The organism is Streptomyces atratus, from assembly GCF_900119365.1.
GTDB classification, from domain to species: domain Bacteria; phylum Actinomycetota; class Actinomycetes; order Streptomycetales; family Streptomycetaceae; genus Streptomyces; species Streptomyces atratus_B.
The window spans coordinates 113,555-137,174 of sequence record NZ_FPJO01000021.1; the positions used below are offsets into that span (position 1 = coordinate 113,555).

The following is a 23,620-nucleotide window of genomic DNA, read 5'->3' on the forward strand; positions in this document are numbered from 1 at the left end:
AGAGACGGGTCGGGTTCGGTTTTTCGCACGTCCTCAAGACAAAGACTTAAAAGCTTTTACGTCGCTGCCCACCACGTCCCGGCCAGCCGCGTCGCGGTCCACCGGGTCGCGGCTGTCACGACCCGGCGGACGCCCGCCGCACCAGGGCCTCAGCCTTGCTGCGCGTACGAGACGAACGCCGCCCAGGCGCCGGGGGCGACGTCGAGTTGGGGCCCCTGGACGTTCTTGGAGTCACGGACGTGGACGGCGACGGCGCAACTCGCGACCTCGATGCAGTTGCCGCCTCCGCCGCTGCTGCGGCTGGACTTGCGCCAGTGGGCAGCGACCTCGATGCACTCGCCACCCTCGCCGCTGCTGTAACTGCTCTTGCGCCACTCGTAGGCGACCTCGATGCAGTTGCCGCCCTCGCCACTGCTGTAGCTGCTCTTGAACCAGTTCAGTTGCCCGATGCTCATCGCTCTCCCAGCATCTTTTCGATCGCGGCCAAGGACTCCCCCGGAGTGAGAGCCACCGACTGCATAATTCCATAGCGGATGGCCAGCACCCGGACTTCTTCCGGCTCGGTGATGAGCCTCGGATACCCGTGAATCTCCAGGTAGGCGAGCTGCTGCTTCCCTTTGGGTGTGATCATGGTGAACGGGCCGTCGAGACTGGGCTGTTCGGTGCGGTCGAGCGGCACCATCTGGAGCTGCACCGTCCTGAGACGGCCGATGCGCAGGAGCGTCTGCAACTGCTCCCGATGCACATCCCGGCCCCCGATGGGGCGCATCAGCACGCTCTCGTCCAGGATGAAGTGGAACGTTGGAAGAGGCCAGCGCTCGAAGACCCGCTGCCGGTCCATCCGGTCGGCCACGCGCTTCTCGATGGTCTCCTCGCTGAGCAGCGGGCGTCGCTGGGTGAAGATCGCCCGGGCGTACGCCTCGGTCTGGAGCAGCCCGGGCACGGCCTGGTTGTTGTAGTCGTAGAGCTGTGACGCGGCGGCTTCCAGGTTCGCGTAGCCGCGATACCACTCCGGATGCCGCGTACGCGCCTTCGCCAGCGCCTCCCGCACCTCCCCGATCGTCGCCCGAAGCAGGCCACCCGCACTGAGCACGTCATCCGCGAGTTCGAGAAACTCCGGCTGAGGCGTCCGTACCCCTCGCTCCATCGCCGAGATCAGGTCCTCCCCGCAGTGTGTCGCGAGGCCCAATTCCTTCTGGCTCATGCCCGCGCGCTCGCGCAGCACCTTGATCATTTTACCGAGCGCCCTGAAGAGGTGCGCCGTTCCGTCCGATTCGGCCGGCCGCTCGGGCCGCACTTCCTTCTCCATGTGTCCCGCACCGCTCTCTGTCCACCCGGTCACGGCCGACGCCCCGTACCTCGGGCCGGGAGAGCCCGTACGGATACGGGGAGTCGTGATGTCGTTACTGGTCAGAGTACGAGTCAGTGCACACGCTGAGTCACATGAACGCCGAAATCACCCTTGTGGGCGCCGAGTTCGTCCAACGCTTCAGCGCCACCCGTCGGGGCGCGCGGCTCGCCCGTCGGCTTGCTGTGCACCAACTCGACGCGTGGGGCGTCCCGTACGGGAGCGAGCTCTCCGGGGACGTCGCGTTGATCGTGTCCGAGCTTGCGGCCAACGCGGTGCTGCACGGGCTCGTGCCGGGGCGGGACTTCGAGCTGAGGCTCGTCGCTCTCGCGGGCACCCTCCGTATCGAGGTGTCGGACGCGAGAGGGGAACGGGAGCCGGAGGTGAGGCCCTCCCGCCCCGGCGCGGAATCGGGGTTCGGCCTGCACCTGGTCGGGGCGCTGGCGACGTCGTGGGGCGTGAAGGACCGGGTCGTCGGCAAGACGGTCTGGGCGGAGCTGTCGTGCCCGCAGGACCGCTGCGCCACCCAGGCCGGAGGCATGGTGCCACCAGCAAACGAGGGTGTGTGCTCCGTGTATTTGTCCGAATCCCGCTCTACTGGCATCTGATGGGCGCGGGTTAACTCGAACCTTCGCCCGGAGCTGGGCGGGGGCGGCTGAGAGGAGAGCGTAGATGGCAGACAAGGCGTCCACACAGGGAGCGGGGACCAACGCCGCGCTTCTGATCGCTGTGGAGGAGCTGGCGACCGCGCACGACCGCAGCGAGTCCGAACGGTCCGACGTCACCAGCTCGCAGAACAGCGCGGGCGATGACGATCCTGCTGGCTTATTCCGTGCCCAGCGGGGCTGACGGCTCGTTGGGCAGGACAGCAGCGGCCGTCTTGGCGTTCCCGGTCGCGGGTGGGGTTACGAGGTCGACGACCAGGTGGCCCAGGAGTACCGCCAGCTCCTCCAGGCCCGCCGTCAGCCCGTCCGAAGTTCCTCCACCGCCCGCTCCGCCGTCTCCCGGGCGGCCCCCAGACGGGGGTCGTCCGGGTCGGCGTAGGGGCCGAGGATCTTCGCGGCGACGAACAGCGTCATCAGCCTGCCGTCCCGGGTATCCAGATCGTCACGCCGCTCGCTGCGGACGCGGTCGGCCAGAGCCGGGACGGCGAGGGAGGCGCCCCACAGATTCGCCGCGTCCAGGCCGCGCGGGGCCATTCCCCAGTCCTCCCAGTCGAACGCGCAGAACACCGGCCCCGTCATATTCGCCCAGTTGAAATCCGCATGGGCCGGACGCTGTTCGACCACGACTGTATCGACGCCGGGGAAGACGCTGTGGATCGTTCCTGCGACCAGTTCCTGCGTGAGGGTCTCGGTATCCGGCGTCGCGATCCGGTTGGTGTGCTGCGCGGCGAGGGCATCCAGGGAGGCATTCATCGCGGCCCACCACTCCTCGGACAGTTGCGGATCCTCCGCCACCACGGCGCTGCCCACCGGCGTCCCGGGCAGCAGCTCCGTCTCGTCCGCCCGCCACATCACCGGCTCCGCCTCGTCCCGCCACGCGACCCCGGCGAACCAGGCCGGCTTGGCGATCCCGCGCAGGGCCTCCGCGGACGCGGTGCCGTCCCCACCCTGAACCCCGATCCGGTCGAGCCCCCGTCGCTCGATACGCACCCACGTACCACGGTCCGTGCGCGCCCCCACAGACCGACGCTTGCGCACCACAGTCTCGTGCTCCAGGCGCACCCCCAGCGACCGCTCCATACGGTCCAGTACGGCTTCCACAGGCTCTTTCCGCAGATCCACCGAACGCAGCGTCATGCGCCCGAACGTACCAAGCCCCGGTCACAGCGCGCCGAGTCCGACACAGCCCTGCTCTGCGGACGGCTCACGCCGCAGCATCCACCCCGGACCGCATGGCCGGGGAAGTCCTGGCGTGTGTCAACCCCGTTCGAGGCCGAGTCGTGCACGGACCTGGTCATGCGGGACGGTTTCCGGAGTGCCTGTGGCCCGGCGGGCCCGGTACTGGGCGAGAGCCGGCGCATCCAGCTTGACCGAGAACAGCCGGGAGCAACCGAGGTCACCGGCCAGGAGCCTCCTGCACGCGAGCCCGCTGACCGACGCTTCCGGCCCGCGCTCTACTCCCAGGTCGCGGTGTCGGGGTCGATGCCGTGGGCGCGCGCTTCGGCGTCGACGATTCGACGGAACCACGTGGCAAGACCGGCGCGGATGCCGTCGTAGTGGGCGGCGAATGCCGGATCGGCCTCGTACATGCGGCCGAGACAGACCTGCATCTGCCTGGTGAGGGGAAAGTACGAGGCGAAGACTTCGCGGTGGCGTTCGACGAGTTGACCGGCTTCCGGGCTGCCGGGTGTGACGCCGGCGTCCATCGCATCGGCGAGGGCGCGGTCGAGGGCGGCGACGGAGTCGGCGATGGCCTGCCATTCCTCCGGGCCACGGGATGCGGAGCGTTCGGCGTACTGCCGCCATTGCGTCGTGTCTCCCCAGCGCTGACGGGCTCGGGCGGGCCCGTCCGGGTCCCACTGGGGGCCGAAGATCGCGGCCTGCTGCTCCGCGGTCAGCAACAGGCCGCGCTCGTGGGCGTCGATCATCCGGTCCAGTCCGGCGCCGAGCTGCTGGAGGCGGTCGATCCGTTCCGCGACCTGGGTGCGCTGCGCGCGCAGTGCGCCGGGTACGTCCGTAGCCGAGTCGTCCAGGACGGCCCGAATCCTGTCCAGGCCGAGACCGATCTCGCGGTAGATGACGATGCGGTGCAGGCGTTCCAGGTCACCGGCGGTGTAGAGCCGGTATCCGGCAGCCGTGCGCAGCGACGGTCGCGCGAGACCGATCTCGTCCCAGTGGTGCAGCGCGCGGACCGTCACGCCCAGGCGCGTCGAGACCTGACCGACGGGCAGGCCGTCGGCGTCAGTGGCATCAGGCATGCTCCTGATTGTCGCTGCGACCGGCGCCCGGTGGGGTGATGCCGATGGCCTCAAGGTTCCGCGCCTCCTGACTGGCCGGATCAAAGGGCTTCGCCGCAGTGAGAACGATCCGTGCGTTCTCGGGGGTGACCACCTCCACATCGCGGGTGTTCCAGGGAGTGTCCCGTGGACCGTCGACCGAGTCCGGGCGCAGCGCACGACAGGCCTCCACAAGGGAATCGACCTGGCTGAGCACGCACGAGAAACTGAGGCTCATCGCCGGCGCCTGCTCCGGAACGCTCGCCGCCTGGAGAAGGAGTACGTCCTGGAACGCCCACCGGCGCAGATGCACGAGCGTGCCGGGGATGCTGAACAGCTCGAAGAACCCGAGCCCACGAATCCAGAAGTCCACCGACGCCGCCAGATCGGTCGTGGGGATCGTCGCGAACGCGGGCATTCCATAGATGCCACGGAACAGCTCCGGCGGAACCGCATCCGGGCCGGGGGTGGGCACGGGACTCATCTCGAACGCGTTGAAGTGGTCGCTCATGCACGCCACCCTCCGGCCTCACGCAACGTGAGGGTCAAGCCGAAGTCCGAAGTGCCCGCGCGGACGGGGCGGCGCAGGGGAACTCACCCACTCGCCAAAGGCGTTGGGCATACATGCTGATGCTGTCGAGCCTGCTTGTCATGGCTGTGCTGGTGATGGTGCCGTTCATGCTGGCGTCGGCCCGCTACGCGGTGATCCGTACGGGCCATCCCGCCTGGCTGGGCCGCGTCCTGGCCGGCCGCACTCCGCGCGAGGGGCTCGGCGTCGGGGCCTCGGTCGCCGACGAGCTGCACGCGTTCCTGAACTCGGCCAAACGCGTGCAGATCGAGCACCGGGTGGAGGAGCAGGTTCTCAAGGACGACACGCTGGACGGCGCACCGCCGCGCATGGGCGTCGATCTGGACGCCGGTACGGCCGTGATCCGGGCTGAGGGTCCGGCGGCCTGAGCAGCTCGCCCCCGGTGGGCACATGGCTCGGCCAGTTCGCCGGAGCTGCCCGAGCTCCGGGGGCAGATGCCCTGGTCCGGGGCGCGGGCCTCGCTCGTATGCTCGGGTTCATGACCGATCCTCAGCGCGGACGTCCGACGACCAATTCCATGCGGCGTGCCCTCAAGCGGGCCCGTGACGGTGTCGCTCTCGATGTGGCCGAGGCCGCCGTTCTGCTCCAGGCGAGGGGGGAGGACCTGACCGACCTCGCCGCCTCGGCGGCCCGGGTGCGGGACGCCGGTCTGGAAGCCGCGGGGCGCCCGGGGGTGATCACGTACTCCCGCAAGGTCTTCATTCCGCTGACCCGGCTCTGCCGCGACAAGTGCCACTACTGCACCTTCGTCACCGTGCCCGGCAAGCTGCGGAGCGCGGGGCACGGGATGTTCCTCTCGCCCGACGAGGTGCTGGACATCGCCCGCGAGGGCGCGGCCATGGGATGCAAGGAAGCACTGTTCACGCTCGGGGACCGGCCCGAGGACCGGTGGCCCGAGGCGCGGGAGTGGCTGGAGGCCGAGGGGTACGACGACACCCTCGCCTACGTACGCGCCATGGCGATCCGGGTGCTCGAAGAGACCGGGCTGCTCCCGCACCTCAACCCGGGCGTGCTGAGCTGGACCGACCTTCAGCGGCTCAAGCCCGTCGCGCCGTCCATGGGCATGATGCTGGAGACGACGGCCACCCGTCTGTGGTCCGAGCCCGGCGGCCCGCACCACGGCTCCCCGGACAAGGAGCCGGCCGTGCGGCTGCGGGTGCTGGAGGACGCGGGGCGCTCCAACGTCCCGTTCACCACCGGCATCCTGATCGGCATCGGCGAGTCCTACGAGGAGCGCGCCGACTCCCTCTTCGAGCTGCGCAGGACCGCCCGCGCCTACCACGGCATCCAGGAAGTCATCGTCCAGAACTTCCGCGCCAAGCCGGACACCGCGATGCGCGGCATGCCGGACGCCGAACTGGAGGAACTGGCCGCCGCCATCGCCGTGGCCCGGCACATCCTCGGCCCGTCCGCCCGCATCCAGGCCCCGCCGAACCTCGTCGACGCCGAGTACGCGCTGCTCATCGGCGCCGGGATCGACGACTGGGGCGGGGTCTCGCCGCTCACGCCGGACCATGTGAACCCCGAGCGCCCCTGGCCGCACATCGACGAACTCGCCGCGAGGACCGCCGAGTCGGGGTTCGCACTGCGTGAACGCCTCACCATCTACCCGGAGTTCATCCGGCGCGGCGAACCGTGGCTCGACCCCCGGCTCCTCCCGCACGTCCGCGCCCTCGCCGACCCGGAGACGGGACTCGCCCGCGAGGGCGCCGTCCCCGCCGGGCTGCCCTGGCAGGAGCCCGACGAGGAGTTCGGCGCCACCGGCCGCACCGACCTGCACCGCACCATCGACACCGAGGGCCGCACCGGCGACCGCCGCGAGGACTTCGACGAGGTGTACGGGGACTGGGAGGCGCTCCGTGAGGCCGCCGCGCCCGGCATGGTCCCGTCCCGCATCGACGCCGATGTGCGCCAGGCGCTGAGCCAGGCCGCCGACGACCCGACGAAGCTCACCGACGAGCAGGCGCTCGCCCTGCTTCACGCGGACGGCCCGGCCCTCGACGAACTGTGCCGGATCGCGGACACCCTGCGCCGCGACGTGGTCGGCGACGACGTCACGTACATCGTCACCAGGAACATCAACTTCACCAACGTCTGCTACACCGGCTGCCGGTTCTGCGCCTTCGCCCAGCGGCGCACCGACGCCGACGCGTACACCCTCTCCCTGGACCAGGTCGCCGACCGGGCCGCACAGGCGTGGGACGTCGGGGCGGTCGAGGTCTGCATGCAGGGCGGCATCCACCCGGACCTGCCCGGCACCGCGTACTTCGACATCGCGCGGGCGGTGCGCGAGCGCGTCCCCGGCATCCATGTGCACGCCTTCTCGCCGATGGAGGTCGTCAACGGAGCCACCCGCACCGGCATGTCCATCCGCGACTGGCTGATCGCCGCGAAGGAGGCCGGGCTCGGCTCGATCCCCGGCACGGCGGCCGAGATCCTGGACGACGAGGTCCGCTGGGTCCTCACCAAGGGCAAGCTGCCGACCGCGACCTGGCTGGAGGTCATCAGGACCGCCCACGAGGTGGGCCTGCGCTCGTCCTCGACGATGATGTACGGGCACGTCGACCAGCCCCGCCACTGGCTCGGCCACCTGCGGACCCTGGCCCGGCTCCAGCAGGAGACCGGCGGCTTCACGGAGTTCGTGACACTGCCGTTCATCCACACCAACGCACCGGTCTACCTCGCGGGCATCGCCCGCCCCGGCCCGACCGACCGCGACAACCGGGCCGTCACCGCCATGGCCCGGCTGCTGCTCCACCCGCACATCACCAACATCCAGACCAGCTGGGTCAAGCTCGGCACGGAGGGCGCGGCCGAAATGCTGCGCTCGGGCGCCAACGACCTGGGCGGCACCCTGATGGAGGAGACCATCTCCCGGATGGCCGGCTCCGGTTATGGCTCGTACCGCTCCGTCCAGGACCTGGTCGCCATCGCGGAACTCGCGGGGCGCCCGGCGAAGCCGCGTACGACGCTGTACGGGGAGGTCCCTCAGGAGCGGGTGTCGGCGGCGGCGGCGTCCGACGGGCACCTTCCGGAGCTGCTTCCCGTGCTGCCGGACTGAGGCGGCTCAGGAGGCGGGGCGTCCGGTCCGGGAGAGGTGTCCGGGCCGGACGGGGGCAGGAGTCCGTCGTGCGGACGCCGGGCCCGGACCACGCGGCGGCGGTCGTCGCCAGCTCGGCTACTTGCGCCAGAACAGGTGGTGCGTCACGCCGCTCGCGCTGGGCACGACATCCAGGTGGAAACGGTCGAGCAGCTCGTCGGGCGACTTCCACAGCCGTGACCCGGAGCCCAGCTCCACCGGAGAGACCGCCACATGCAGGGTGTCGACGAGGTCGGCGTCGAGGAACTCCCGGATGGTGGTGGCCCCGCCGCCGAGCCGGACGTCCTTGCCCTGCGCCGCTTCCCGCGCCTGTTCGAGGACCGTGGCCGGGTCGGCGTCGACGAAGTGGAACGTGGTGTCGGAGAGCGTGAACGAAGGGCGCTCGTGGTGGGTCATCACGAACACCGGGGTACGGAACGGGGGCTCGTCGCCCCACCAGCCGCGCCAGTCGAGGTTCTCCCAGGGACCGCGCTGGGGCCCGAACTTGCCGCGGCCCATGATCTCGGCGCCGATATTGCGTGCGTAGTCCCGCGTGAGGTAATCGTCCAGACCGCGGCTGCCACCGGGGTCGGTACGCATGGGCCAGCTCGCCGTGGCCCCGGCCCAGGAGAACAACGCCCCGGGATCGGCGTCGCCGAACGGCCGTTCCAGGCTCGGGTTCTCGCCGGCGCCGAATCCGTCGCTCGAAACGTTGAAGTTCTGGACTCTGAGCAGCTGAGTCACGTGTTTCCTCCTGTGCTTGTCAGTACAGGGAGAGACTCCCAGGGCCCCGCAAACTCATCGCCGAAACCCGCCAGTATTTTTCTGTCGGCCAACTGCGCACATACCCACGCGTACCCGATTCCGAGGCCTCTACCGACGGTTCCCGTTCGATTACAGTGCTGCGCAGTCGCAGGCGGGCCGGATCTCGGACCGACGGGGGAGGGGCACGGTGAGCACAGGGACCACGGCTGTGTGGGGCCGGGCCGAGCAGCAGGACTTCCGCAGCCGGGTGCGCGGCGCACTGCTGGGCGGGGCCATCGGCGACACGCTCGGCGCAGGGGTCGACGGGCTCACGCTCGAAGAGATCCGGGCGGCCCACGGCGCCGACGCCCTGACCGACCTGGTCCCCGTGCACGGCGGACGCGGCACCGTCACCGCCCTCACCCAGCTCACCCTCTTCACCGTCGACGGGCTGATACGCGCCCAGGTCCGCCGCGACACCGGGGCCTGGCACCCGCCCACCGATGTGCACCGGGCCCATCGGCGGTGGGCGGCCACCCAGCACGACTGGGGGCCCGACGAACGCCGCGAGGACAACGGCTGGCTCGCCCAGCAGGAGTGGCTGTACGCCCGCCGGGGCCCGACCCGGGAATGCCTGACCGGATTCGGCGACGCCACCATGGGCACCCTCGACAAGCCCAAGAACCCCCAGGCGTGCGACTCGGCGGCCCTCACCCGGTCCGTGCCGTTCGGGCTGCTCGTCGGCTGGGAGCCCCAGCTCGTCCTCCAGCTCGCCGTCGAGTGCGCGGCCCAGACCCACGGCCACCCCGCCGCGCTGCTCTCCGCGGGCGCCCTCGCCGTCATGGTGCACGGCCTGACCCGGGGCGAGACCCTGGACGGCTCCGTACAGCACGCGCTGGGCCTGCTCGCCGAGCGCCCGGGGCACGAACCGGTCACCGAGGCGCTGAAGCAGGCCCTCGGCACCGTGAGCCAGGGCATCCCGGGGCCCGCCCTGATCGAGTCGCTGGGGACCACGGACGCCGCGGAGGAGGTCCTCGCCGTCGCCGTGTACTGCGCGCTGGTCGGCGAGGACATACGGCACGGGCTGCGGCTGGCCGTCAACCACGGCGGGCCCTCCGCGGCCACCGGGGCGCTGTGCGGGGCGCTGCTGGGCGCACTGCACGGCGAGACCGCGCTGCCGCCCGCCTGGCTCACCGAACTGGAGGGCAGGGCAACGGTGTTGGAGCTGGCGGACGACTTCGCCATGGAGATGACGCAGGGGCCGGCCCTGCACAGCCCGTCCGCCGCCGCACCGGGCTGGCTGGCCCGCTACCCGCGCGCCTGAGCCGGGGTACGGGCGCCGCCGTACACGCCGGGCGTCAGTCCTTCATGTGCTCCGTGACCGCCGCGTCCCCCGGACCGGCCTGAGCCGGCACCGTCGCCCCGGCCGCCGCGCCGTCGCCGTCCGAGTTGATCTGCTCGATGACCGCGTCGCGCTCCGGGGTGTCCTCGGGCCTGATGAAGCCGATCACGATGTAGAGGACCAACGAGATCGCCAGCGGCAGGGCCACCTGGTACTGGAGCGCGACGTCGGTCTTCGCCGAGCCGTCGAAGTCGTAGTTGGTGAAGTAGAACGCCAGCAGCCCCGCCGCCCAGCTGACGAGCGCCGCCGTCGGACCCGACCTGCGGAAGCCGCGCAGCAGACCGAGCATGAACGGGATCGCGATCGGCCCCATCAGACCGGCGACCCACTTGATGACGACGGAGATGATGTCCTTGAACGTCGGCGAGTCGATCTGGGTGGCGAGCGCCATCGACAGACCGAGGAAGCCCAGCGTGGACAGCCGCGCCGCCAGCAGCCCGGCCCGGCTTCCCCAGTCGCGCGCCGACTTGGAGAGGACCGGGGCGATGTCCCGGGTGAAGACCGCCGAGATGGCGTTGGCGTCCGAGGAGCACATGGCCATCGTGTGCGAGAAGAAACCGACGACGACCAGGCCCAACAGGCCGTGCGGCAGCAGCTGTTCGGTCATCAGGGCGTAACTGTCCGAGGCGTCCGGCTTCTGCGCGTGGACCAGCAGCGGGGCGCACCACATCGGGAAGAACAGGACCGTGGGCCAGACCAGCCACAGCACGGCGGAGAGCCGGGCCGAACGCTTCGCGGCGGCGGCGGAGTCCGTGGCCATGTAGCGCTGGGCCTGGTTCCACATGCCGCCGTTGTACTCGAAGGTCTTGATGAAGAGATAGGCCAGCAGGAAGGTCACGGTGTACGGACCGGCCGTCGGGTCGGTGTGACCCTCGGGCAGCTTGTCCCAGACGGTCCACAGGGTGCTGACACCGTCGAGCTCGCTCATGGCGGTGACGAGCATCGCGACACCGGCGAGGAGCTGGATGACGAACTGGCCCAGCTCCGTCAGCGCGTCCGCCCACAGACCGCCGACCGTGCAGTAGACGGCGGTGATGCAGCCGGTGATGAAGATGCCCTGGGTGATCGAGATGCCCGTGAAGACGGACAGAAGGGTGGCGATGGCCGCCCACTTGGCGCCGACGTCCACGATCTTCAGCAGCAGCCCGGACCAGGCGAGCGCCTGCTGTGTCGGGATGTTGTAGCGGTTCTTCAGGTATTCGAGCGGCGAGGCGACATGCAGGCGCGAGCGCAGCCGGTTGAGCCGGGGAGCGAAGAGCTGGGCGCCGATGCCGATGCCGATGGCGATCGGCAGCGACCAGGTGACGAAGGAGGTGACGCCGTACTGGTACGCGATGCCCGCGTATCCGGTGAACATCACCGCGCTGTAGCCGGACATGTGGTGCGAGATTCCGGAGAGCCACCACGGCATCCTGCCGCCCGCCGTGAAGAAGTCACTGACGTTGTCCACGCGCTTGTGGGACCAGATCCCGATCGCGATCATCACGCCGAAGTAGCCGATGAGCACGACCCAGTCGAGACTGTTCATGTGCCCCCTCCTGGGGTCCGCCTTGTGAACGGGGTGCGCGCTTCGTCAGTACGGCCGTTCAGCGGGGCCCCGTGCGGGAGCGGGGACATCGGGGATTGAACCGTCTGCCCGGTACCGGGGTCAAGGTTCTCGTGGTCAGGGATGTGAACACAGATCAGCAAGTCGAACGATTTTGCTTTCTCTTGACTTGCGTGGTCGTTGTCGTCGACGTGACGGCGGACACACGATGAGCGGGCACTTCGTCAGGCTGTGCGGAGACCGAGAGAACTCCGACGAACCCCGAAGAATGCCCAAGAGCGCCGCAGAGCACAGAAAACCGCACGGGATGCGGGTCCCGTGCGGCGGAGAAGTCCTGTGCGGCGGAGAGGGAGGCTCTATCGCAGGAGGCGGGTCTAAGGGCTGTCCCGTAATCCCTGGCGGGCGTGCGACGACAGCCACGGCACCTCGCCGCGTTGTCGGAGCGCCCGAATACATCCAGTATTCGGGCGTCCCTCCGCCTTGCGATGCACCGCGTCTGACGCCGCACGCTGATCCACCAGGGATTACGGGACAGCCCTTAGCGCATCAGCTCGCCCGCGTTGACCAGGAGCGACTGCCCGGTGATCGCGCGCGCCCGGTCCGAGGCCAGGAACGCGGCGGCCTCGGCGACATCACCGTCGGTGGCCGGCTCCGGGAGTGCCATGCGTTCGGTGAGCCTGCCCAGCACCTCGGCCTCCGGCACCCCCTCGCTGTCCGCCGTGAACCGTACGTACGCCTGCACCGGCGGCCCCCACATCCAGCCCGGCAGCACGGTGTTGACCCTGATCCGGTGCGGGCCCAGCTCCTGCGCCATGGAGTACATGGCCGAGGTGAGCGCCCCCTTCGAGGCCGCGTACGCCGCCTGCCGGACCTGGGACGGCGCGGCCACCGAGGACTGCGTACCTATGATCACCACCGAGCCGCCGCGTTCCTTGAGGCCGGGCAGGCAGGCGCGCGTCATCCGCAGCGTGCCGAGCAGATTGACGTCGATCACCGACTGCCAGGTGGCGAAGTCGGCATCCTCGATCCCGCCGAAGTGGCTGTCCCAGGCGGCGACATGGACCACCGCGTCGATCCGCCCGAACCGCTCCAGCGCCAGCGCGGCGAGCGCCCCGCACTGCGCCTCGTCGGTGATGTCGGTGGCCAGCCTGGCCGTGTGCTTGCCGTCCGGGTCGATCTCCGCGGCGGTCCTGGCGAGATTCTCGGCGGTACGCGCGCCGAGCACCGCGTTGCCCCCGTCCCGCACGACCGCCGCCGCGACCCGATGCCCGAGCCCCGCGCCCACCCCGGACACGATGACGGTCTTGCCCGTGAGCAACATCGGCGGCCTCCCGGCTCTGGCAGTTCTTCTGACGGGGCGTCAGAGTAGGACGCCGCTGCGGAGTACGGAAGGGGAACGGCATGAGCGACGAGACGCGGAGCGACACCTACGCCGAACTGGCCGCGCTGGGGCCGTACGGCGTCCATCCCGGCCATGCGCTGATCACCATGGTCGAACCGCACCCGGGCCAGGAGTACGCGTACAACCGCTGGTACGAGGACGACCACTACTACGCGGGCGCGATGGCGATGCCCTGGATGTTCGCCGGGCGGCGCTGGGTGGCCACCCGGGAGCTCCAGGAGCTGCGCTACCCGGAGACGTCCGCCGTCGCGCAGCCCGTCACGGCCGGCTGCTACCTGTCGACGTACTGGGTGACGGACGGGCGCTACGACGACCACATGAGGTGGACCGTCGGCATCAACAGGAGGCTCAACCGGGACGGCCGGGTCCACCAGGGCCGGACCCATGTGTTCACCGCGTTCCAGGACCACGAGGCGACGGTCTACCGGGACGGTGCGGCGGGGCCCCGGGACTTCCACGCCCTCGACCACCCCTACCGGGGGCTGGTCCTCGAAGTGATCGACGCCGAAAGGGCCGAGGGGCGGGCCGAGTTGCTGGAGTGGCTGCGCTCGCGGCATCTGCCGAAGCGGCTGGCCGGCTCTCCGGCGGCGATGGTGACCGTCTTCCGTCCCACGCCGCTGCCCGGTGACCGGATGAGCTATGTGAAACAGGTCGAGGGCGTCGACACCCGGCTGACCCTGCTGTGGTTCCTCCAGGAGGACCCGGGGGAGTGCTGGGCGGAGCACTTCGGCGGACTCGACGCGGCGGTCGCGGAATCCGGCCTGGGGCGGGTGGAGCTGGTGGCGCCGTTCATCCCGACGGTGCCGGGCACCGATCTGTACGTCGATCGGCTGCGCTGAACGTTGGGCATTCCGATTGTCCGGTGCCCGGCTGCCCGTCGGGTCGGGCATCGAGCCCCCTCGGCCAGGACGGCGGACCAGTCGAGAGGGCTGACGGCGACACCGGATCCGGCGCCGCGATGCGAACGGGAAATGCAATTGATCAGGCGTCGACGGCACCCTTGCCGACATCGCGCACGAATGCGTTCCATGCGGCGGGGACGAACGTGATCGAGGGGCCCTCGGGGGCCTTCGAGTCGCGTACGTCAATTGCCTGCGTGAGAGGGGACTTGACTTCGACGCAGGCGCCGTTGCCCCCGGAATACGAGGACTTCGTCCACTTGTCCGTAGCACCCTGACGAATGGCCATGTTCACTCCGGTTCAAAGAGTCGCGTGAATGACACCAACGGGTTCCAGTTGGTGTGATCGACGCTACTCGCCAAGTTCCTTGCCCGAAGGGAGCGTTCACTCGACCGAGTGGTATATACCAGGTAGTTCTTCCGCTCTGGGCAGGCGGCGGTGTACCTTGCCGCCGCCCCTCCCGTAACATCACTTCATTTCCCGCAATCCGGACTTTGCGGGCCGTCTTTGCCGCGTCGTCCGGCCGGTACTCGGCGGCGCCGGTCAGTGCTCAGTCGGTGCTGAGCCCGGTGTACCCCTTCGCGATCCCGGTGATGAAGTGGCGCGTCTGCTCCACATTCAGTGCCTGTGCCCGCAGATGCTCGTACATGACGCTGTACCGCTGCACATCGTGGGCCTTCTCCAGATAGAGATCGCTGGTGACGCCTTCGATATAGACGACGCTGGAGTCGGCGGCGTCCGGGAATTCGAGAATGGCGTACTGCCCGTTGATTCCGGGGTGCGCGCCCATCTCGAACGGCAGCACCTGCACGGTCACGTGCGGCAGATGGGACAGCTCGACCAATTGCTCGAGCTGCTCGGTCATCACCTGCTTGCCGCCGACCATCCGGCGCAGCGCGGACTCGTCGATGACCGCCCACAGCCGCAGCGGATGCTCGGGGTCGGTGATCCGGTCCTGGCGGCGGGCCCGGACGCTGACGCGCTTGTCGATGTCGGACGGCGGGGCCTCCGGCAGCGCTCCGTTGATCAGCGCCTCGGCGTATCCCCGGGTCTGCAACAGGCCGGGGACCACCTGGGGTTCGTACACCCGCAGCGATTCGGCGTCGGTCTCCAGGCCGATGTAGACGCTGTACGGGATGTCGCCGAAGGCATGCCACCAGCCCTGCTGGCGGGAGTCCTTGGCCATCTGCATGAGCGAGTCGACGATCCGCTGGTCCGCGACCTCGTACACCCCGCAGAGGTCGCGGACGTCGCGCTGGCTGATGGAGCGGCGGCCGTTCTCCAGGCGGCTGATCTTCGACTGCGAGACCAGCAGCCGCTCCGCCACCTCCTCGGCCGTCATGCCCTTGAGCTCGCGCAGTCGGCGCAATTCCTGGCCCAACCGGCGTCGCCTGACGGTGGGATTGACGTTGGACGGCACGGAAACGGCACCTCCGGCTATGTAGCTGTGCGTATCTACTGCTGAGCAGATTGCCACCACTTCCCCCGGCCGCGCTGGGAAATGGCCACACGCATGTGCGCGGGGCAGCCATGATTGTGGCTGCCCCGCGCGTGGTGCGGCTTCCGAACCGGGTCTTGGGGACGACGGTGCGGCGGTATTCGGTTGGTGCTGCCGTGCGTCCGTGCAGTCGCGCGGCGGTGCTGCGGTGTGGCGGTGCTGTGGTGCGTACGGCCCCGGGGGCGTGCTGCGCCTAGTGGGCCGCGGTGTGCGCCATGCTGCCGCGGCGTGACTGCGACTGCACTTGCGGTTGCAACGGAACTCCGGCCGCCTGGTTGCGGCGCGGCTGTGCGACCGCCCCGTTCTGGACGTCCATCACGGCGTGCGCCACGAGTCCGCCCATGGGGTCGTGTCTGATCAGGTCCCGGAGCCGGGAGCGTGATGAACGCCCCTCGTTCCCGGGGTACAGGTGCTTGCCGAGTCCGACCGCGTGGGCCAGCGCGGCGAGCGCCGCGGTCCGCGGGTCCGGCGGTACACCGGTGCGGATCGCACTGTCCAGCCTGGCTTTGATCTCCCGGCTGATTGCCGTGTCCGTCGCCTGGTAGCGAGTCGTCGGCAGCACTCCGCACATCTGGCCCGCCACGGCATGCACCATGCCGCACCGCTCCAGATGAGCGAGGTAGATCTGACGCAGCCCCAGCCGGGGCCCGCCGATCCAGTGGACCGCCCGAACCGGGCTGCCGCGTCGCCGCAGCAGTTCCAGTGCGGAGTCCAGAGTCGGATCTCCTGTCGGCCGTGGCATCACCACGGCGATACGATCCCCGTCAGGGGCTATCCGTCCTGCCAGAGCCAGCTCCACTAGCTGAGCCCCGGCGAGGCCGAGGTCGAGCGACTGCGGCTGCGCTGTGGTACCCGTGGTCGGGTCCAGAGCGAGCAGCAGAAGCTCCTCCGGAATTGTTCTGCGGCTCCTGCCCATCCATGCCTCCCCGCGTGGATGAGTGACAGGGTGACCCCTCTCACATTGGTCTGTCGAGAGTGCCTGGGTGCTTTGCGAGGGAACCAGTAGGTATGTCGTTCTCGTCTAGCAGCCGGGCCGGTGGTTCACACGGGACACTGGTACATGGTTCGGACAGCGCGGGGGTGTCCCCCGTGCCGCATGGAGGAGGCATCGGTGGCGGGCGAGTCCCCCGACAAGTCGGAGCAGCAGAAGTCGTCGGGGACGGCTCCGAGCGAAAGCGATCCGCGGCTTGCCGTCTTCCGTGAATCGGCCGCCGATGACGCGGTCGGCACCAAGACGGACACGGCTACGGCTGTCTTCCGCACGAAGCCGTCCGAGAACGGCGAGAGCGCCGAGGGCGCCGAGGGCGCGAAGGCGGATACGGCTACGGCTGTCTTCCGCACGATGCCGTCCGGGGACGGCGAGAGCGCCGAGGGCGGTGACGACGCGGAGCACGGCTCCGACTCGGAGCCGTCGGCGGACGCGGAGACCGAGGACGAGGGCTCTGGTGGCGCTGTGGGCGCCGAGGAGGCCGCGGAGGCCGAGGGGGCCGCGAAGGACGCCGAGAGTCCGGAGAAGGCGCCTGAGGCCTCGGAGAGCGCGGATGCGGCTGAGCCCGCGGATGCCGCAGCGGACGAGGAGGAGGCGGCGGAGCCCGCAGAGGGCGCTGAAGGCGCTGGGGAAGGCGACACGCGGCTGCGTGCGGCCGTTGCCGCCCGGGTGTCGAAGGACGACGACGCGGACGAGGACGCGAAGGCCGACGACGCGAAGGCCGATGCCTCGGAGGACGCGGCGGCTGCGTCGGGCGACGCCGACGACGCGGACAAGGGTGCGGACGAGCAGTCCGATGACGAGCCGTCCGGCGACAAGGCTTCCTCCGACGAGGAGGAGAGGACCGAGGACGCCGAAGAGGCCGACGACGTCAAGGACGTCAAGGCTGCCGACGACGCCGAGAATGCCGACGACAAGCAGGGCATCGATCAGCCGACCGCCATCTTCCGGGCGCCCACCGCGCCCCGGGTCGACCAGCCGACCACCGCGCTGAAGATCACCCCGCCCCTGTCGAAGCCGGAGCCGAAGGCCGACTCCAAGGCCGACTCCAAGGCCGACTCCAAGGCCGAGTCCGCCGCCGAGCGGACCAGCAAGTTCGTACCGCTGCGCGGGGACGACGTACGGCCGGCGACGGCGCCCGCGCCCCGTAAGCCCGAGGCACCCGCCCCCGCTGCCCCCGCCGCGCTGTCCACCGCCGAGCGGACCACGCAGCAGCCGATGCCGCCCAAGCCGCCGCTCGACCTGCTGGCCGAGCTGACGAACACGCCTCCGCCGCCGGAGACACCGGTCCGCACCGCCGTCCGCAGGGTCAAGATCTGGACCCCGCTGGTCCTGCTCCTGCTGATCGCCTTTGCGATCGTGCAGATGGTGCGCCCGCTCCCGGACCCCGAACTTCAGATGTCGGCGAAGGACACGTACACCTTCAAGGGCGACAAGCCGTCCCTGCCGTGGCCCGACGAGGGCCAGGGCTACATGGCGGCGACCGGGCTGGGGCCGGTGGGCTCGTTCGGCGAGCAGAAGGCCGTGCCGATCGGCTCCGTGGCCAAGGCGATGACCGCGTACATCGTGCTCAAGGACCACCCGCTGAAGAAGGGCGAGAAGGGGCCCTCGATCGAGGTCGACGCCAAGGCGGAGTCCGACGGCAAGCTGGACGCGGAGGGCGAGTCGACCCTCAACACCGTGACGGCCGGTGACAAGCTCACCGAGCAGGAGGCCCTCTCGGCCATAATGATCCCCTCCGCGAACAACATCGCGAGGCTGCTGGCGCGCTGGGACGCCGGGTCCGAGGAAGCGTTCGTCAAGAAGATGAATGACACCGCCAAGTCGCTCGGCATGGAGAACACCACCTACACCGACCCGTCCGGACTCAACGCGACCACGGTGAGCTCGGCCGAGGACCAGGTGAAGCTGGGGCAGAAGCTGGTGGAGATCCCGGCGCTGATGGAGATCACCAAGCTGCCTTCGTGGACCGACCCGTCGGGCAAGACCTGGCGGAACTACAACACCCTCGTGCCGTACAACGGCGCGCTCGGCATCAAGACCGGCTCCACCAGCAAGGCCGGCGGGAACTTGCTCTTCGCCGCCCACAAGATGGTCGGCGACACCGACCAGCTGATCGTCGGCGCCGTGCTGGGCCAGCACAAGCCGGCCATCATCGACACCGTCAACGCGGTGAGCAAGGAAGTGATGGTCGCGACGCAGGAGCTGCTGGAGAGCGCCAAGGTCGTGAAGAAGGGCGATGTCGTCGGCACTGTCTCGGACGGCCTCGGCGGCAGCGTTCCCGTGGTCGCGACCAAGGACGTCCCGGCGGTCGGCTGGGCCGGCCTCACCGTCAAGATCGAACTGACCGACGACGGGAAGAAGATCCCGCACTCGGCGGCGGCCGGCACCCACGTCGGCACGCTCACCGTGGGCGAGGGCACCAGCCAGGTCAAGGTGGCCGTCGCGCTGCAGAGCGATCTGTCCGAGCCGGCCTTCAAGGACAAGCTGACCCGGATCGGCTGACCCTCCCTACCGGCGGCCCCACGGCCCGCCCGGCCCGGAACTGTGCCCCGCACGCGGCAGCGCCGAGCGTGCGGGGCACAGCCATGACATCGCTCGGTCGCCGGACGACATCGGTGACAACTCCGTGAGCTGCGTCGAGTTCTGAGTTCCCGACTGATCGGTGGGGGTGCCGCGCAGAGGAGGCACGGTTCGGCGAGGAGAGGGACCAGCGCGACCGCGCCCTGAACCGGCAGGAGAAACTGGCGGCCTACGGCAGCAACGGCGTCGGCGGGTGCTGGAAACAGGCGCACGCACGACTGCTCAAGGGCGTACCCAAGTCCGACTACGGCCGCCTCAACCGGTATGCCCTGCAAAGCTTCAAGGGGCGGTCCGCCACCCCGTCCACGGGAGAGATCGAGGCGGCGGGCGCAGACGTGCGTTGCAAGCGCGAGACGGGCCTGGCGGCTATCCGGTCCGCTGCGGACACCGAGGTCCAGCAGGGTGTCATCAAGGCACACGCCGCGGACTTTGAAGCGTTCGGGAAGACCCGGCAGACCTACCTCGCCGCGGTCCGCCGTGTCCTCGACACGGAGCCCTGAGCAAGAGCTGTCCGAGCGCAGGATCCCGGGCCGGCCCTCCGGACGGCCGGCGCTCCCTGCCTCGGAGGACCTCAGCAGCCGGGCGTCACGGGTGTCCGGGCACTACGGGCACTCGGGACTCACGCCCGTCGATGGACCGCCGTACGTGGAGCTGAACCGGACCTCGCCCGCCTTCTTCACGGTCAGCCGGGTGAAGGCGCCGTCCGGGGCCAGGCATCCGTTGTCCGTCCACAGCCACGGCGAGTACGCCACCCGTACGGTCACCGAGCCGGGCTTCGGCATGTTCACCACGAGGCTGGCGCCGTCGGAGCTCACCACGGAGCCGGGCCGGCTCACCAGCGGGGTCGCGTCCTTCACCCGGTAGATCTTCCAGTTGTCGTCCTCCCACACGCGCTCCAGGTAGTCGGGTTCGCTCGACACCAGGGCGTGTTCCAGCTCCGCGGGGCCGTCCGGCCGGCCGTTGACGACCACGACGAAGCCCACGGCCCACTGGGAGAGCCAGGCACGGTAGGAGGCGGGGGAGAAGGTGCCCTCCGGCACGCTGGTCCCGCCGTGTCCTTCGTAGAACAGCCGCCCGCGCTCGACGTCGGCCTGCCGGTTCCAGCCGCGGGCCATGTTCACGTAGGGGGCGAGGACAGCCGCTTCCCGGTGGTCGCGGGCCGGAACCACCTCGACACGGGTGCGCTCGCTGCCCAGCTTCCGGAGCTCGGCGACTACGCCGTCGGTCTTGACGGCGTAGTCGGGCACCTTCGTATTGGTGACGATGTCGGCGGTCGTCTTGCCGGACAGCCAGAGCAGCGAGAGGACCAGGGCGACCATGCAGCCCACCCGCTGCCGCGGAGGCGTGAACCACGCGAACGACAGCCGGTCCGGGGGCGCGTCCTCCTCGCCCCGTTCACGGCCGTTGACCAGGGTGGCGAGCAGCGTCGCGGGGGCCGCCAGCTCCGTGAACCGTTCGACGTTCGTCCCGATCGGCGAGGCGATCAGGTAGCAGAGCACCACGCCGAGCGCGTACACCGCCGCTCCGAGCCGCACCACCCGCCAGCCGCGCGGCGCCGTCAGCAGGATCACCGTGCACAGGATCACCGGTAGCCAGATCCGGTTGAACGGCATGGGCTGTTCGCCCTCGAACGGGAACAGCAGGGTGGTCAGCGCTACGACGGCGACCGGCGGTACGAGGAGCGAGGCAGCCTTCCCCCACTCGCGGGACAGCAGATAAGCCGCACCGACCACGACGAGGAACAGCCCGGAGACGGGACTCGCCATGGTGGAGAGCGTCGCGCAGACGACCGCGACCACGATGCGCCGCCCGCTGACGAGCGCGAGCACGGCCCCCATCGCGAAGGCCGTGCCCAGCATGAACGTCGACCGCCCCGACACCACCTGGCACCACAGCGAGAGCGCCATCGCCAGCGAGGGCCACAAGGGCCTGCGCACACCGCTGCGCTCGACGAGCGCAGCGGCCAGCCAGGACGACGAGAGCCCGGACAGCAGGGTCACGGGCACCACGCCGAGAGCCGCCATCACATAGGGCGAGATCACGCTGTAGTTCGCGGTGTGCAGTCCGCCGTACCAGAAGAGGTTGTAGGCGGAGCCGGGGTGCATCTTCGCGAACTCCGCCCACGCCTCCTGCGCCGCGAGGTCGCCGCCGCCGGTCGCGAAGACCGCCCACCAGACGGCGTAGAGCGGCAGAACGCAGAGGGTGACCAGGAGCGGCATGGGGAGCCGCCCGAGCCGCCCTCCGCGCGCCTTCGCGGGGTCGTGTGCGCGTCGCGGGAAGGGGCGACGGGGGGACAGCTCGGCAGAGGTCACTGCAGCGTTCCGTTTCGGTCAGGCGGGCAGGTTCCGTTGGGTAGACGCTAACGGCTGGGATCGGGTGGCCCGAAAGAGCCCACGAAGTCCGGGACGATCCCCCGCCGCCCGCCGCCCGCCGCCCGCCGCCCGCCGCCCGCCGCCCGCCGCCCGCCGCCCGCCGCCCGCCGCCCGCCGCCCGCCGCTGCTTCGGCGGCCGTGCCCGCGCCGGATGCCGCACAGGCGCTTCGCGCTGCGCAGTGTCGTCGCATGACCCCGGCCGGACTGGCGGCCCGGGACACCGTCAAGGTCGTCGGCGACATCGGGCGACTCACCGAACTGCTCGGACACCTCGGCGATCCTGACCCGGACTTCGCCATCGTCACACCGTGATCCGACGGTCGGACGGCCCGACGGCGGCCCGTGGCCGGACCGGCCGGGGTCAGGCGCCGGGGATCTGCTCGATCCGTTCGCGGTTGAGGAGGTACAGGGGAAGGTGCGGCCGGTCCGGAGCGACGGGGAACCCGTAGTCGAAGGCGAGACTCGCCATCGCCAGCACTCCCAGGGCCACTTGGGCGCGCGGAGCCGCCGACTTGCCCCAGTAGGTGCCGTGTTCCGCGAGGGCTTCGGCGAGCGTCTCGGTGAAGCTGTCGTGGTCCCGTGCGACGATCCGGTGGAAGAGCGCGACCGGCTGGTAGTCGATCCCGTTCACGAACTCCATCGGCGCGCGGGTCACCTCATCGGGCCCGGACGCCTTCATCGTGGCGACCAGCTTCTCCACGACCCCGTCCATGGAGTCGCGTTCGGAGAAGAAGGTCCGCAGGGTGTCGATCCAGCACAGCACGTACGCGTCGACGGTGTCGTCCTGCCGCAGCGTCTCCAGCGGCACCTGGCACAGTCGCCGGATCCGGTCGCTCTCCCGGCACACGATCGCCAGGTAGAGGGCGTCGAGCCAGGCACGGGCGTCCGCGGGCGGTGCGGCGGGCGTGGCCGGCAACTGCCGTACGAGGTCCTCGCCCAGCCGGCATTCCTGCGGCCGCGCACCGGTGAACAGGGCGGAGCCGAGCTGTACGGCGGTGGCCCAGGCATCCCACGTGTCGATCCCCGCCGCCCTGGGATCGGCCGCGCAGTGGGCGAGGGCGTGGGCGACGGCGGAGGCGAAGGCGTCGCCGAGGCCGGCGGCCGGGTCCTGGGCGAGACCCGCTATCGACTCGGCCGTGGCACGGGTGAGTTCGGCGAGGCCGGGAGCGGTCGCCCCGGCGGCGGGGGTGGCGAGCCGGCCGGCGCGGTCGAGACGGACCAGGCCCCTCATCAGGCCGAGCAGGTCGGGCGGCGGCTGGATGGAGAAGGACCGGGTGTCCTCGTCGATGGCAGTGAGCGATGTCAGGCTGCCGCGGTGCCACCAGTAGACGCGCGGGGACAGCGCGCCCTGCCCGTCCTCGTAGGCCCCCAGCGCGTAGGCCGCGAGGGCGTTGACGGCATCGACCACCGTGCCGTCGGCGATCGGGTGGTACACCAGGTTGTGACGGCTCGGCATCACGACAAGGGCACCGGCGTGCGGCAGCGATTCGCCGGTGGCCTGCCGGACCGCGGCGGACAGGAACAGGGCCTGGCTGCCGACGAAGTGCGAGTCACCGTAGAAGGAATGCAGGACCGCCCCCTCGACGGGGACCTCCTCGTGCGTGACGGGTACGCGCATCAGATTCTCGTACGCCGCCCGCCCCAGCTCCTCCGCTCCGACGCGCTCGACGTCCGGGTCGGTGAGGATCCGTACATCGGCGGGCCGGTCGAGGGCATAGGCGAAGACGAGGCCGTCGGCCACGAGCCGCGCGTAGCGAAGGGAGCCGGCGATCTCGGCGGTGATGGAGCCTACGGGCAGCAGCCGGGCGTACGTACCGTGCAGCAGTTCGTCGGTGTCGGGAGTGTGGTCCGGGTTCATCGGATTCCTCCGTGGATACTCCGCCCTCCAGGGCGGAGAGGAAACGGACTCCTGCGGAGCAGGGTAAGGAGCGGAGTTTCGCCCCCAGGGCGAAAGGCCGTGCTGTGACCCGCAGGTTTGATCTTAACTCGCGGCATCACTAGTTTGTGAGCGTGATCACGAGCCGTGTGAAGCGGGCGTTCAAGTACCGCTTCTATCCGACTGATGCGCAGGCAGCCGAGCTGTCGCGCACGTTCGGTTGCGTGCGGAAGGTCTACAACCTGGCGCTCGCCGCCCGCACGGAGGCATGGGTGCGGCAGGAGCGGGTCAACTACAACGCTACGTCGGCGATGCTGACGGAGTGGAAGAAGACCGAGGAGCTGGCGTTCCT

The 23,620-nt window shown here is 70.1% G+C and carries 23 protein-coding genes; 10 read left to right on the forward strand and 13 right to left on the reverse strand.

Annotated features, from left to right (window positions below; all coding sequences use genetic code 11):
- Positions 1 to 149: 149 nt before the first annotated feature.
- Both BT364_RS28785 and BT364_RS28790 read right to left on the reverse strand, forming a co-directional pair.
- Positions 150 to 455 (reverse strand): DUF397 domain-containing protein, encoded by a 306-nt coding sequence (locus BT364_RS28785; protein ID WP_072488157.1) that lies wholly within the window; start codon positions 453 to 455, stop codon positions 150 to 152.
- The gene (locus BT364_RS28790) at positions 452 to 1,309 is read right to left on the reverse strand and encodes a helix-turn-helix domain-containing protein (RefSeq protein ID WP_072488158.1); all 858 of its coding nucleotides are present in this window, start codon (positions 1,307 to 1,309) and stop codon (positions 452 to 454) included. The genes BT364_RS28785 and BT364_RS28790 overlap by 4 nt, the downstream gene beginning before the upstream one ends.
- Before the next feature lie 134 nt (positions 1,310 to 1,443).
- Between BT364_RS28790 and BT364_RS28795 the strand changes: the two genes are divergently transcribed.
- Entirely contained in the window at positions 1,444 to 1,956 is a 513-nt protein-coding gene (locus tag BT364_RS28795) for an ATP-binding protein (RefSeq protein WP_107408328.1), read from the forward strand.
- A gap of 64 nt (positions 1,957 to 2,020) precedes the next feature.
- The gene (locus BT364_RS41795; protein WP_177328265.1) at positions 2,021 to 2,197 is read left to right on the forward strand and encodes a hypothetical protein; all 177 of its coding nucleotides are present in this window, start codon (positions 2,021 to 2,023) and stop codon (positions 2,195 to 2,197) included.
- Between the two features lie 113 nt (positions 2,198 to 2,310).
- Here BT364_RS41795 and BT364_RS28800 read toward each other — a convergent pair whose 3' ends face one another.
- The 3 genes from BT364_RS28800 to BT364_RS28810 form a co-directional block, all read right to left on the reverse strand.
- Entirely contained in the window at positions 2,311 to 3,150 is an 840-nt protein-coding gene (locus BT364_RS28800) for a hypothetical protein (RefSeq protein ID WP_177328266.1), read from the reverse strand.
- Positions 3,151 to 3,467: 317 nt separating this feature from the next.
- Positions 3,468 to 4,271 (reverse strand): MerR family transcriptional regulator, encoded by an 804-nt coding sequence (locus BT364_RS28805; protein ID WP_072488159.1) that lies wholly within the window; start codon positions 4,269 to 4,271, stop codon positions 3,468 to 3,470.
- The gene (locus BT364_RS28810) at positions 4,264 to 4,800 is read right to left on the reverse strand and encodes a VOC family protein (protein WP_072488160.1); all 537 of its coding nucleotides are present in this window, start codon (positions 4,798 to 4,800) and stop codon (positions 4,264 to 4,266) included. Before BT364_RS28810 ends, BT364_RS28805 begins: the two co-directional genes overlap by 8 nt.
- A 140-nt stretch (positions 4,801 to 4,940) precedes the next feature.
- Here BT364_RS28810 and BT364_RS28815 point away from each other — a divergent pair, with 140 nt between their 5' ends.
- Together BT364_RS28815 and BT364_RS28820 are read left to right on the forward strand one after the other, a co-directional pair.
- Entirely contained in the window at positions 4,941 to 5,246 is a 306-nt protein-coding gene (locus BT364_RS28815) for a DUF6191 domain-containing protein (protein ID WP_143166566.1), read from the forward strand.
- 110 nt (positions 5,247 to 5,356) lie between these two features.
- The gene (locus BT364_RS28820) at positions 5,357 to 7,939 is read left to right on the forward strand and encodes a bifunctional FO biosynthesis protein CofGH (RefSeq protein WP_177328267.1); all 2,583 of its coding nucleotides are present in this window, start codon (positions 5,357 to 5,359) and stop codon (positions 7,937 to 7,939) included.
- A gap of 117 nt (positions 7,940 to 8,056) precedes the next feature.
- Here BT364_RS28820 and BT364_RS28825 read toward each other — a convergent pair whose 3' ends face one another.
- Complete coding sequence (locus tag BT364_RS28825) at positions 8,057 to 8,701, reverse strand: dihydrofolate reductase family protein (RefSeq protein ID WP_072488163.1); 645 nt, start codon at positions 8,699 to 8,701, stop codon at positions 8,057 to 8,059.
- 208 nt (positions 8,702 to 8,909) lie between these two features.
- On the opposite strand from BT364_RS28825, the gene BT364_RS28830 reads away from it, so the two are divergent.
- Positions 8,910 to 10,025, forward strand: a complete 1,116-nt coding sequence (locus BT364_RS28830; protein WP_072488164.1) for an ADP-ribosylglycohydrolase family protein — start codon at positions 8,910 to 8,912, stop codon at positions 10,023 to 10,025.
- A gap of 34 nt (positions 10,026 to 10,059) precedes the next feature.
- On the opposite strand, the gene BT364_RS28835 is transcribed toward BT364_RS28830, so the two are convergent.
- Both BT364_RS28835 and BT364_RS28840 read right to left on the reverse strand, forming a co-directional pair.
- A complete protein-coding gene (locus tag BT364_RS28835; RefSeq protein ID WP_072488165.1) occupies positions 10,060 to 11,631 on the reverse strand; it encodes a sodium:solute symporter family protein in 1,572 nt (523 codons plus the stop codon).
- Positions 11,632 to 12,187: 556 nt separating this feature from the next.
- A complete protein-coding gene (locus BT364_RS28840) occupies positions 12,188 to 12,970 on the reverse strand; it encodes an SDR family oxidoreductase (protein WP_072488166.1) in 783 nt (260 codons plus the stop codon).
- Between the two features lie 80 nt (positions 12,971 to 13,050).
- Here BT364_RS28840 and BT364_RS28845 point away from each other — a divergent pair, with 80 nt between their 5' ends.
- Positions 13,051 to 13,890 (forward strand): hypothetical protein, encoded by an 840-nt coding sequence (locus BT364_RS28845; RefSeq protein ID WP_072488167.1) that lies wholly within the window; start codon positions 13,051 to 13,053, stop codon positions 13,888 to 13,890.
- Between the two features lie 142 nt (positions 13,891 to 14,032).
- Here BT364_RS28845 and BT364_RS28850 read toward each other — a convergent pair whose 3' ends face one another.
- The 3 genes from BT364_RS28850 to BT364_RS28860 all read right to left on the reverse strand — a co-directional run bounded on the left by BT364_RS28850 (position 14,033) and on the right by BT364_RS28860 (position 16,365).
- Positions 14,033 to 14,239 (reverse strand): DUF397 domain-containing protein, encoded by a 207-nt coding sequence (locus tag BT364_RS28850; protein ID WP_072488168.1) that lies wholly within the window; start codon positions 14,237 to 14,239, stop codon positions 14,033 to 14,035.
- A 262-nt stretch (positions 14,240 to 14,501) separates the two neighbouring features.
- Entirely contained in the window at positions 14,502 to 15,371 is an 870-nt protein-coding gene (locus BT364_RS28855) for a helix-turn-helix domain-containing protein (protein WP_072488169.1), read from the reverse strand.
- Between the two features lie 271 nt (positions 15,372 to 15,642).
- Entirely contained in the window at positions 15,643 to 16,365 is a 723-nt protein-coding gene (locus BT364_RS28860; RefSeq protein WP_072488170.1) for a GOLPH3/VPS74 family protein, read from the reverse strand.
- A gap of 180 nt (positions 16,366 to 16,545) precedes the next feature.
- Here BT364_RS28860 and BT364_RS28865 point away from each other — a divergent pair, with 180 nt between their 5' ends.
- Together BT364_RS28865 and BT364_RS41800 are read left to right on the forward strand one after the other, a co-directional pair.
- Positions 16,546 to 18,942: a D-alanyl-D-alanine carboxypeptidase gene (locus BT364_RS28865; RefSeq protein WP_079179678.1), complete on the forward strand. Its 2,397-nt coding sequence runs from the start codon at positions 16,546 to 16,548 to the stop codon at positions 18,940 to 18,942.
- 413 nt (positions 18,943 to 19,355) lie between these two features.
- Entirely contained in the window at positions 19,356 to 19,520 is a 165-nt protein-coding gene (locus BT364_RS41800; RefSeq protein ID WP_177328268.1) for a hypothetical protein, read from the forward strand.
- Positions 19,521 to 19,622: 102 nt separating this feature from the next.
- Here BT364_RS41800 and BT364_RS28870 read toward each other — a convergent pair whose 3' ends face one another.
- Positions 19,623 to 21,239 carry a hypothetical protein gene (locus BT364_RS28870; RefSeq protein WP_072488172.1) on the reverse strand — a complete coding sequence of 539 codons (1,617 nt, stop codon included), beginning with the start codon at positions 21,237 to 21,239 and terminating at the stop codon, positions 19,623 to 19,625.
- A gap of 291 nt (positions 21,240 to 21,530) precedes the next feature.
- Between BT364_RS28870 and BT364_RS41805 the strand changes: the two genes are divergently transcribed.
- Positions 21,531 to 21,704 carry an alkyl sulfatase C-terminal domain-containing protein gene (locus tag BT364_RS41805; RefSeq protein ID WP_305729120.1) on the forward strand — a complete coding sequence of 58 codons (174 nt, stop codon included), beginning with the start codon at positions 21,531 to 21,533 and terminating at the stop codon, positions 21,702 to 21,704.
- 49 nt (positions 21,705 to 21,753) lie between these two features.
- Here BT364_RS41805 and BT364_RS28880 read toward each other — a convergent pair whose 3' ends face one another.
- Positions 21,754 to 23,250 (reverse strand): immunity 49 family protein, encoded by a 1,497-nt coding sequence (locus BT364_RS28880; protein ID WP_072488173.1) that lies wholly within the window; start codon positions 23,248 to 23,250, stop codon positions 21,754 to 21,756.
- Positions 23,251 to 23,402: 152 nt separating this feature from the next.
- On the opposite strand from BT364_RS28880, the gene BT364_RS28885 reads away from it, so the two are divergent.
- On the forward strand, positions 23,403 to 23,620 hold a 218-nt coding region (locus BT364_RS28885; RefSeq protein WP_177328270.1), incomplete at its 3' end, for a helix-turn-helix domain-containing protein.

What these genes read in the sequence shown, in the direction of transcription:
- BT364_RS28850 (WP_072488168.1), bottom strand. Translation starts at nt 14,239, where the DNA reads ATGGCCATTCGTCAGGGTGCTACGGACAAGTGGACGAAGTCCTCGTAT.
- BT364_RS28790 (WP_072488158.1), bottom strand. Translation starts at nt 1,309, where the DNA reads ATGGAGAAGGAAGTGCGGCCCGAGCGGCCGGCCGAATCGGACGGAACG.
- BT364_RS41795 (WP_177328265.1), top strand. Translation starts at nt 2,021, where the DNA reads ATGGCAGACAAGGCGTCCACACAGGGAGCGGGGACCAACGCCGCGCTT.
- BT364_RS28800 (WP_177328266.1), bottom strand. Translation starts at nt 3,150, where the DNA reads ATGACGCTGCGTTCGGTGGATCTGCGGAAAGAGCCTGTGGAAGCCGTA.
- BT364_RS28870 (WP_072488172.1), bottom strand. Translation starts at nt 21,239, where the DNA reads ATGCCGCTCCTGGTCACCCTCTGCGTTCTGCCGCTCTACGCCGTCTGG.
- BT364_RS28805 (WP_072488159.1), bottom strand. Translation starts at nt 4,271, where the DNA reads ATGCCTGATGCCACTGACGCCGACGGCCTGCCCGTCGGTCAGGTCTCG.
- BT364_RS28845 (WP_072488167.1), top strand. Translation starts at nt 13,051, where the DNA reads ATGAGCGACGAGACGCGGAGCGACACCTACGCCGAACTGGCCGCGCTG.
- BT364_RS28795 (WP_107408328.1), top strand. Translation starts at nt 1,444, where the DNA reads ATGAACGCCGAAATCACCCTTGTGGGCGCCGAGTTCGTCCAACGCTTC.
- BT364_RS28880 (WP_072488173.1), bottom strand. Translation starts at nt 23,250, where the DNA reads ATGAACCCGGACCACACTCCCGACACCGACGAACTGCTGCACGGTACG.
- BT364_RS28835 (WP_072488165.1), bottom strand. Translation starts at nt 11,631, where the DNA reads ATGAACAGTCTCGACTGGGTCGTGCTCATCGGCTACTTCGGCGTGATG.
- BT364_RS28860 (WP_072488170.1), bottom strand. Translation starts at nt 16,365, where the DNA reads ATGGGCAGGAGCCGCAGAACAATTCCGGAGGAGCTTCTGCTGCTCGCT.
- BT364_RS28785 (WP_072488157.1), bottom strand. Translation starts at nt 455, where the DNA reads ATGAGCATCGGGCAACTGAACTGGTTCAAGAGCAGCTACAGCAGTGGC.
- BT364_RS28810 (WP_072488160.1), bottom strand. Translation starts at nt 4,800, where the DNA reads ATGAGCGACCACTTCAACGCGTTCGAGATGAGTCCCGTGCCCACCCCC.
- BT364_RS28820 (WP_177328267.1), top strand. Translation starts at nt 5,357, where the DNA reads ATGACCGATCCTCAGCGCGGACGTCCGACGACCAATTCCATGCGGCGT.
- BT364_RS28815 (WP_143166566.1), top strand. Translation starts at nt 4,941, where the DNA reads ATGGCTGTGCTGGTGATGGTGCCGTTCATGCTGGCGTCGGCCCGCTAC.
- BT364_RS28865 (WP_079179678.1), top strand. Translation starts at nt 16,546, where the DNA reads ATGGAGGAGGCATCGGTGGCGGGCGAGTCCCCCGACAAGTCGGAGCAG.
- BT364_RS28840 (WP_072488166.1), bottom strand. Translation starts at nt 12,970, where the DNA reads ATGTTGCTCACGGGCAAGACCGTCATCGTGTCCGGGGTGGGCGCGGGG.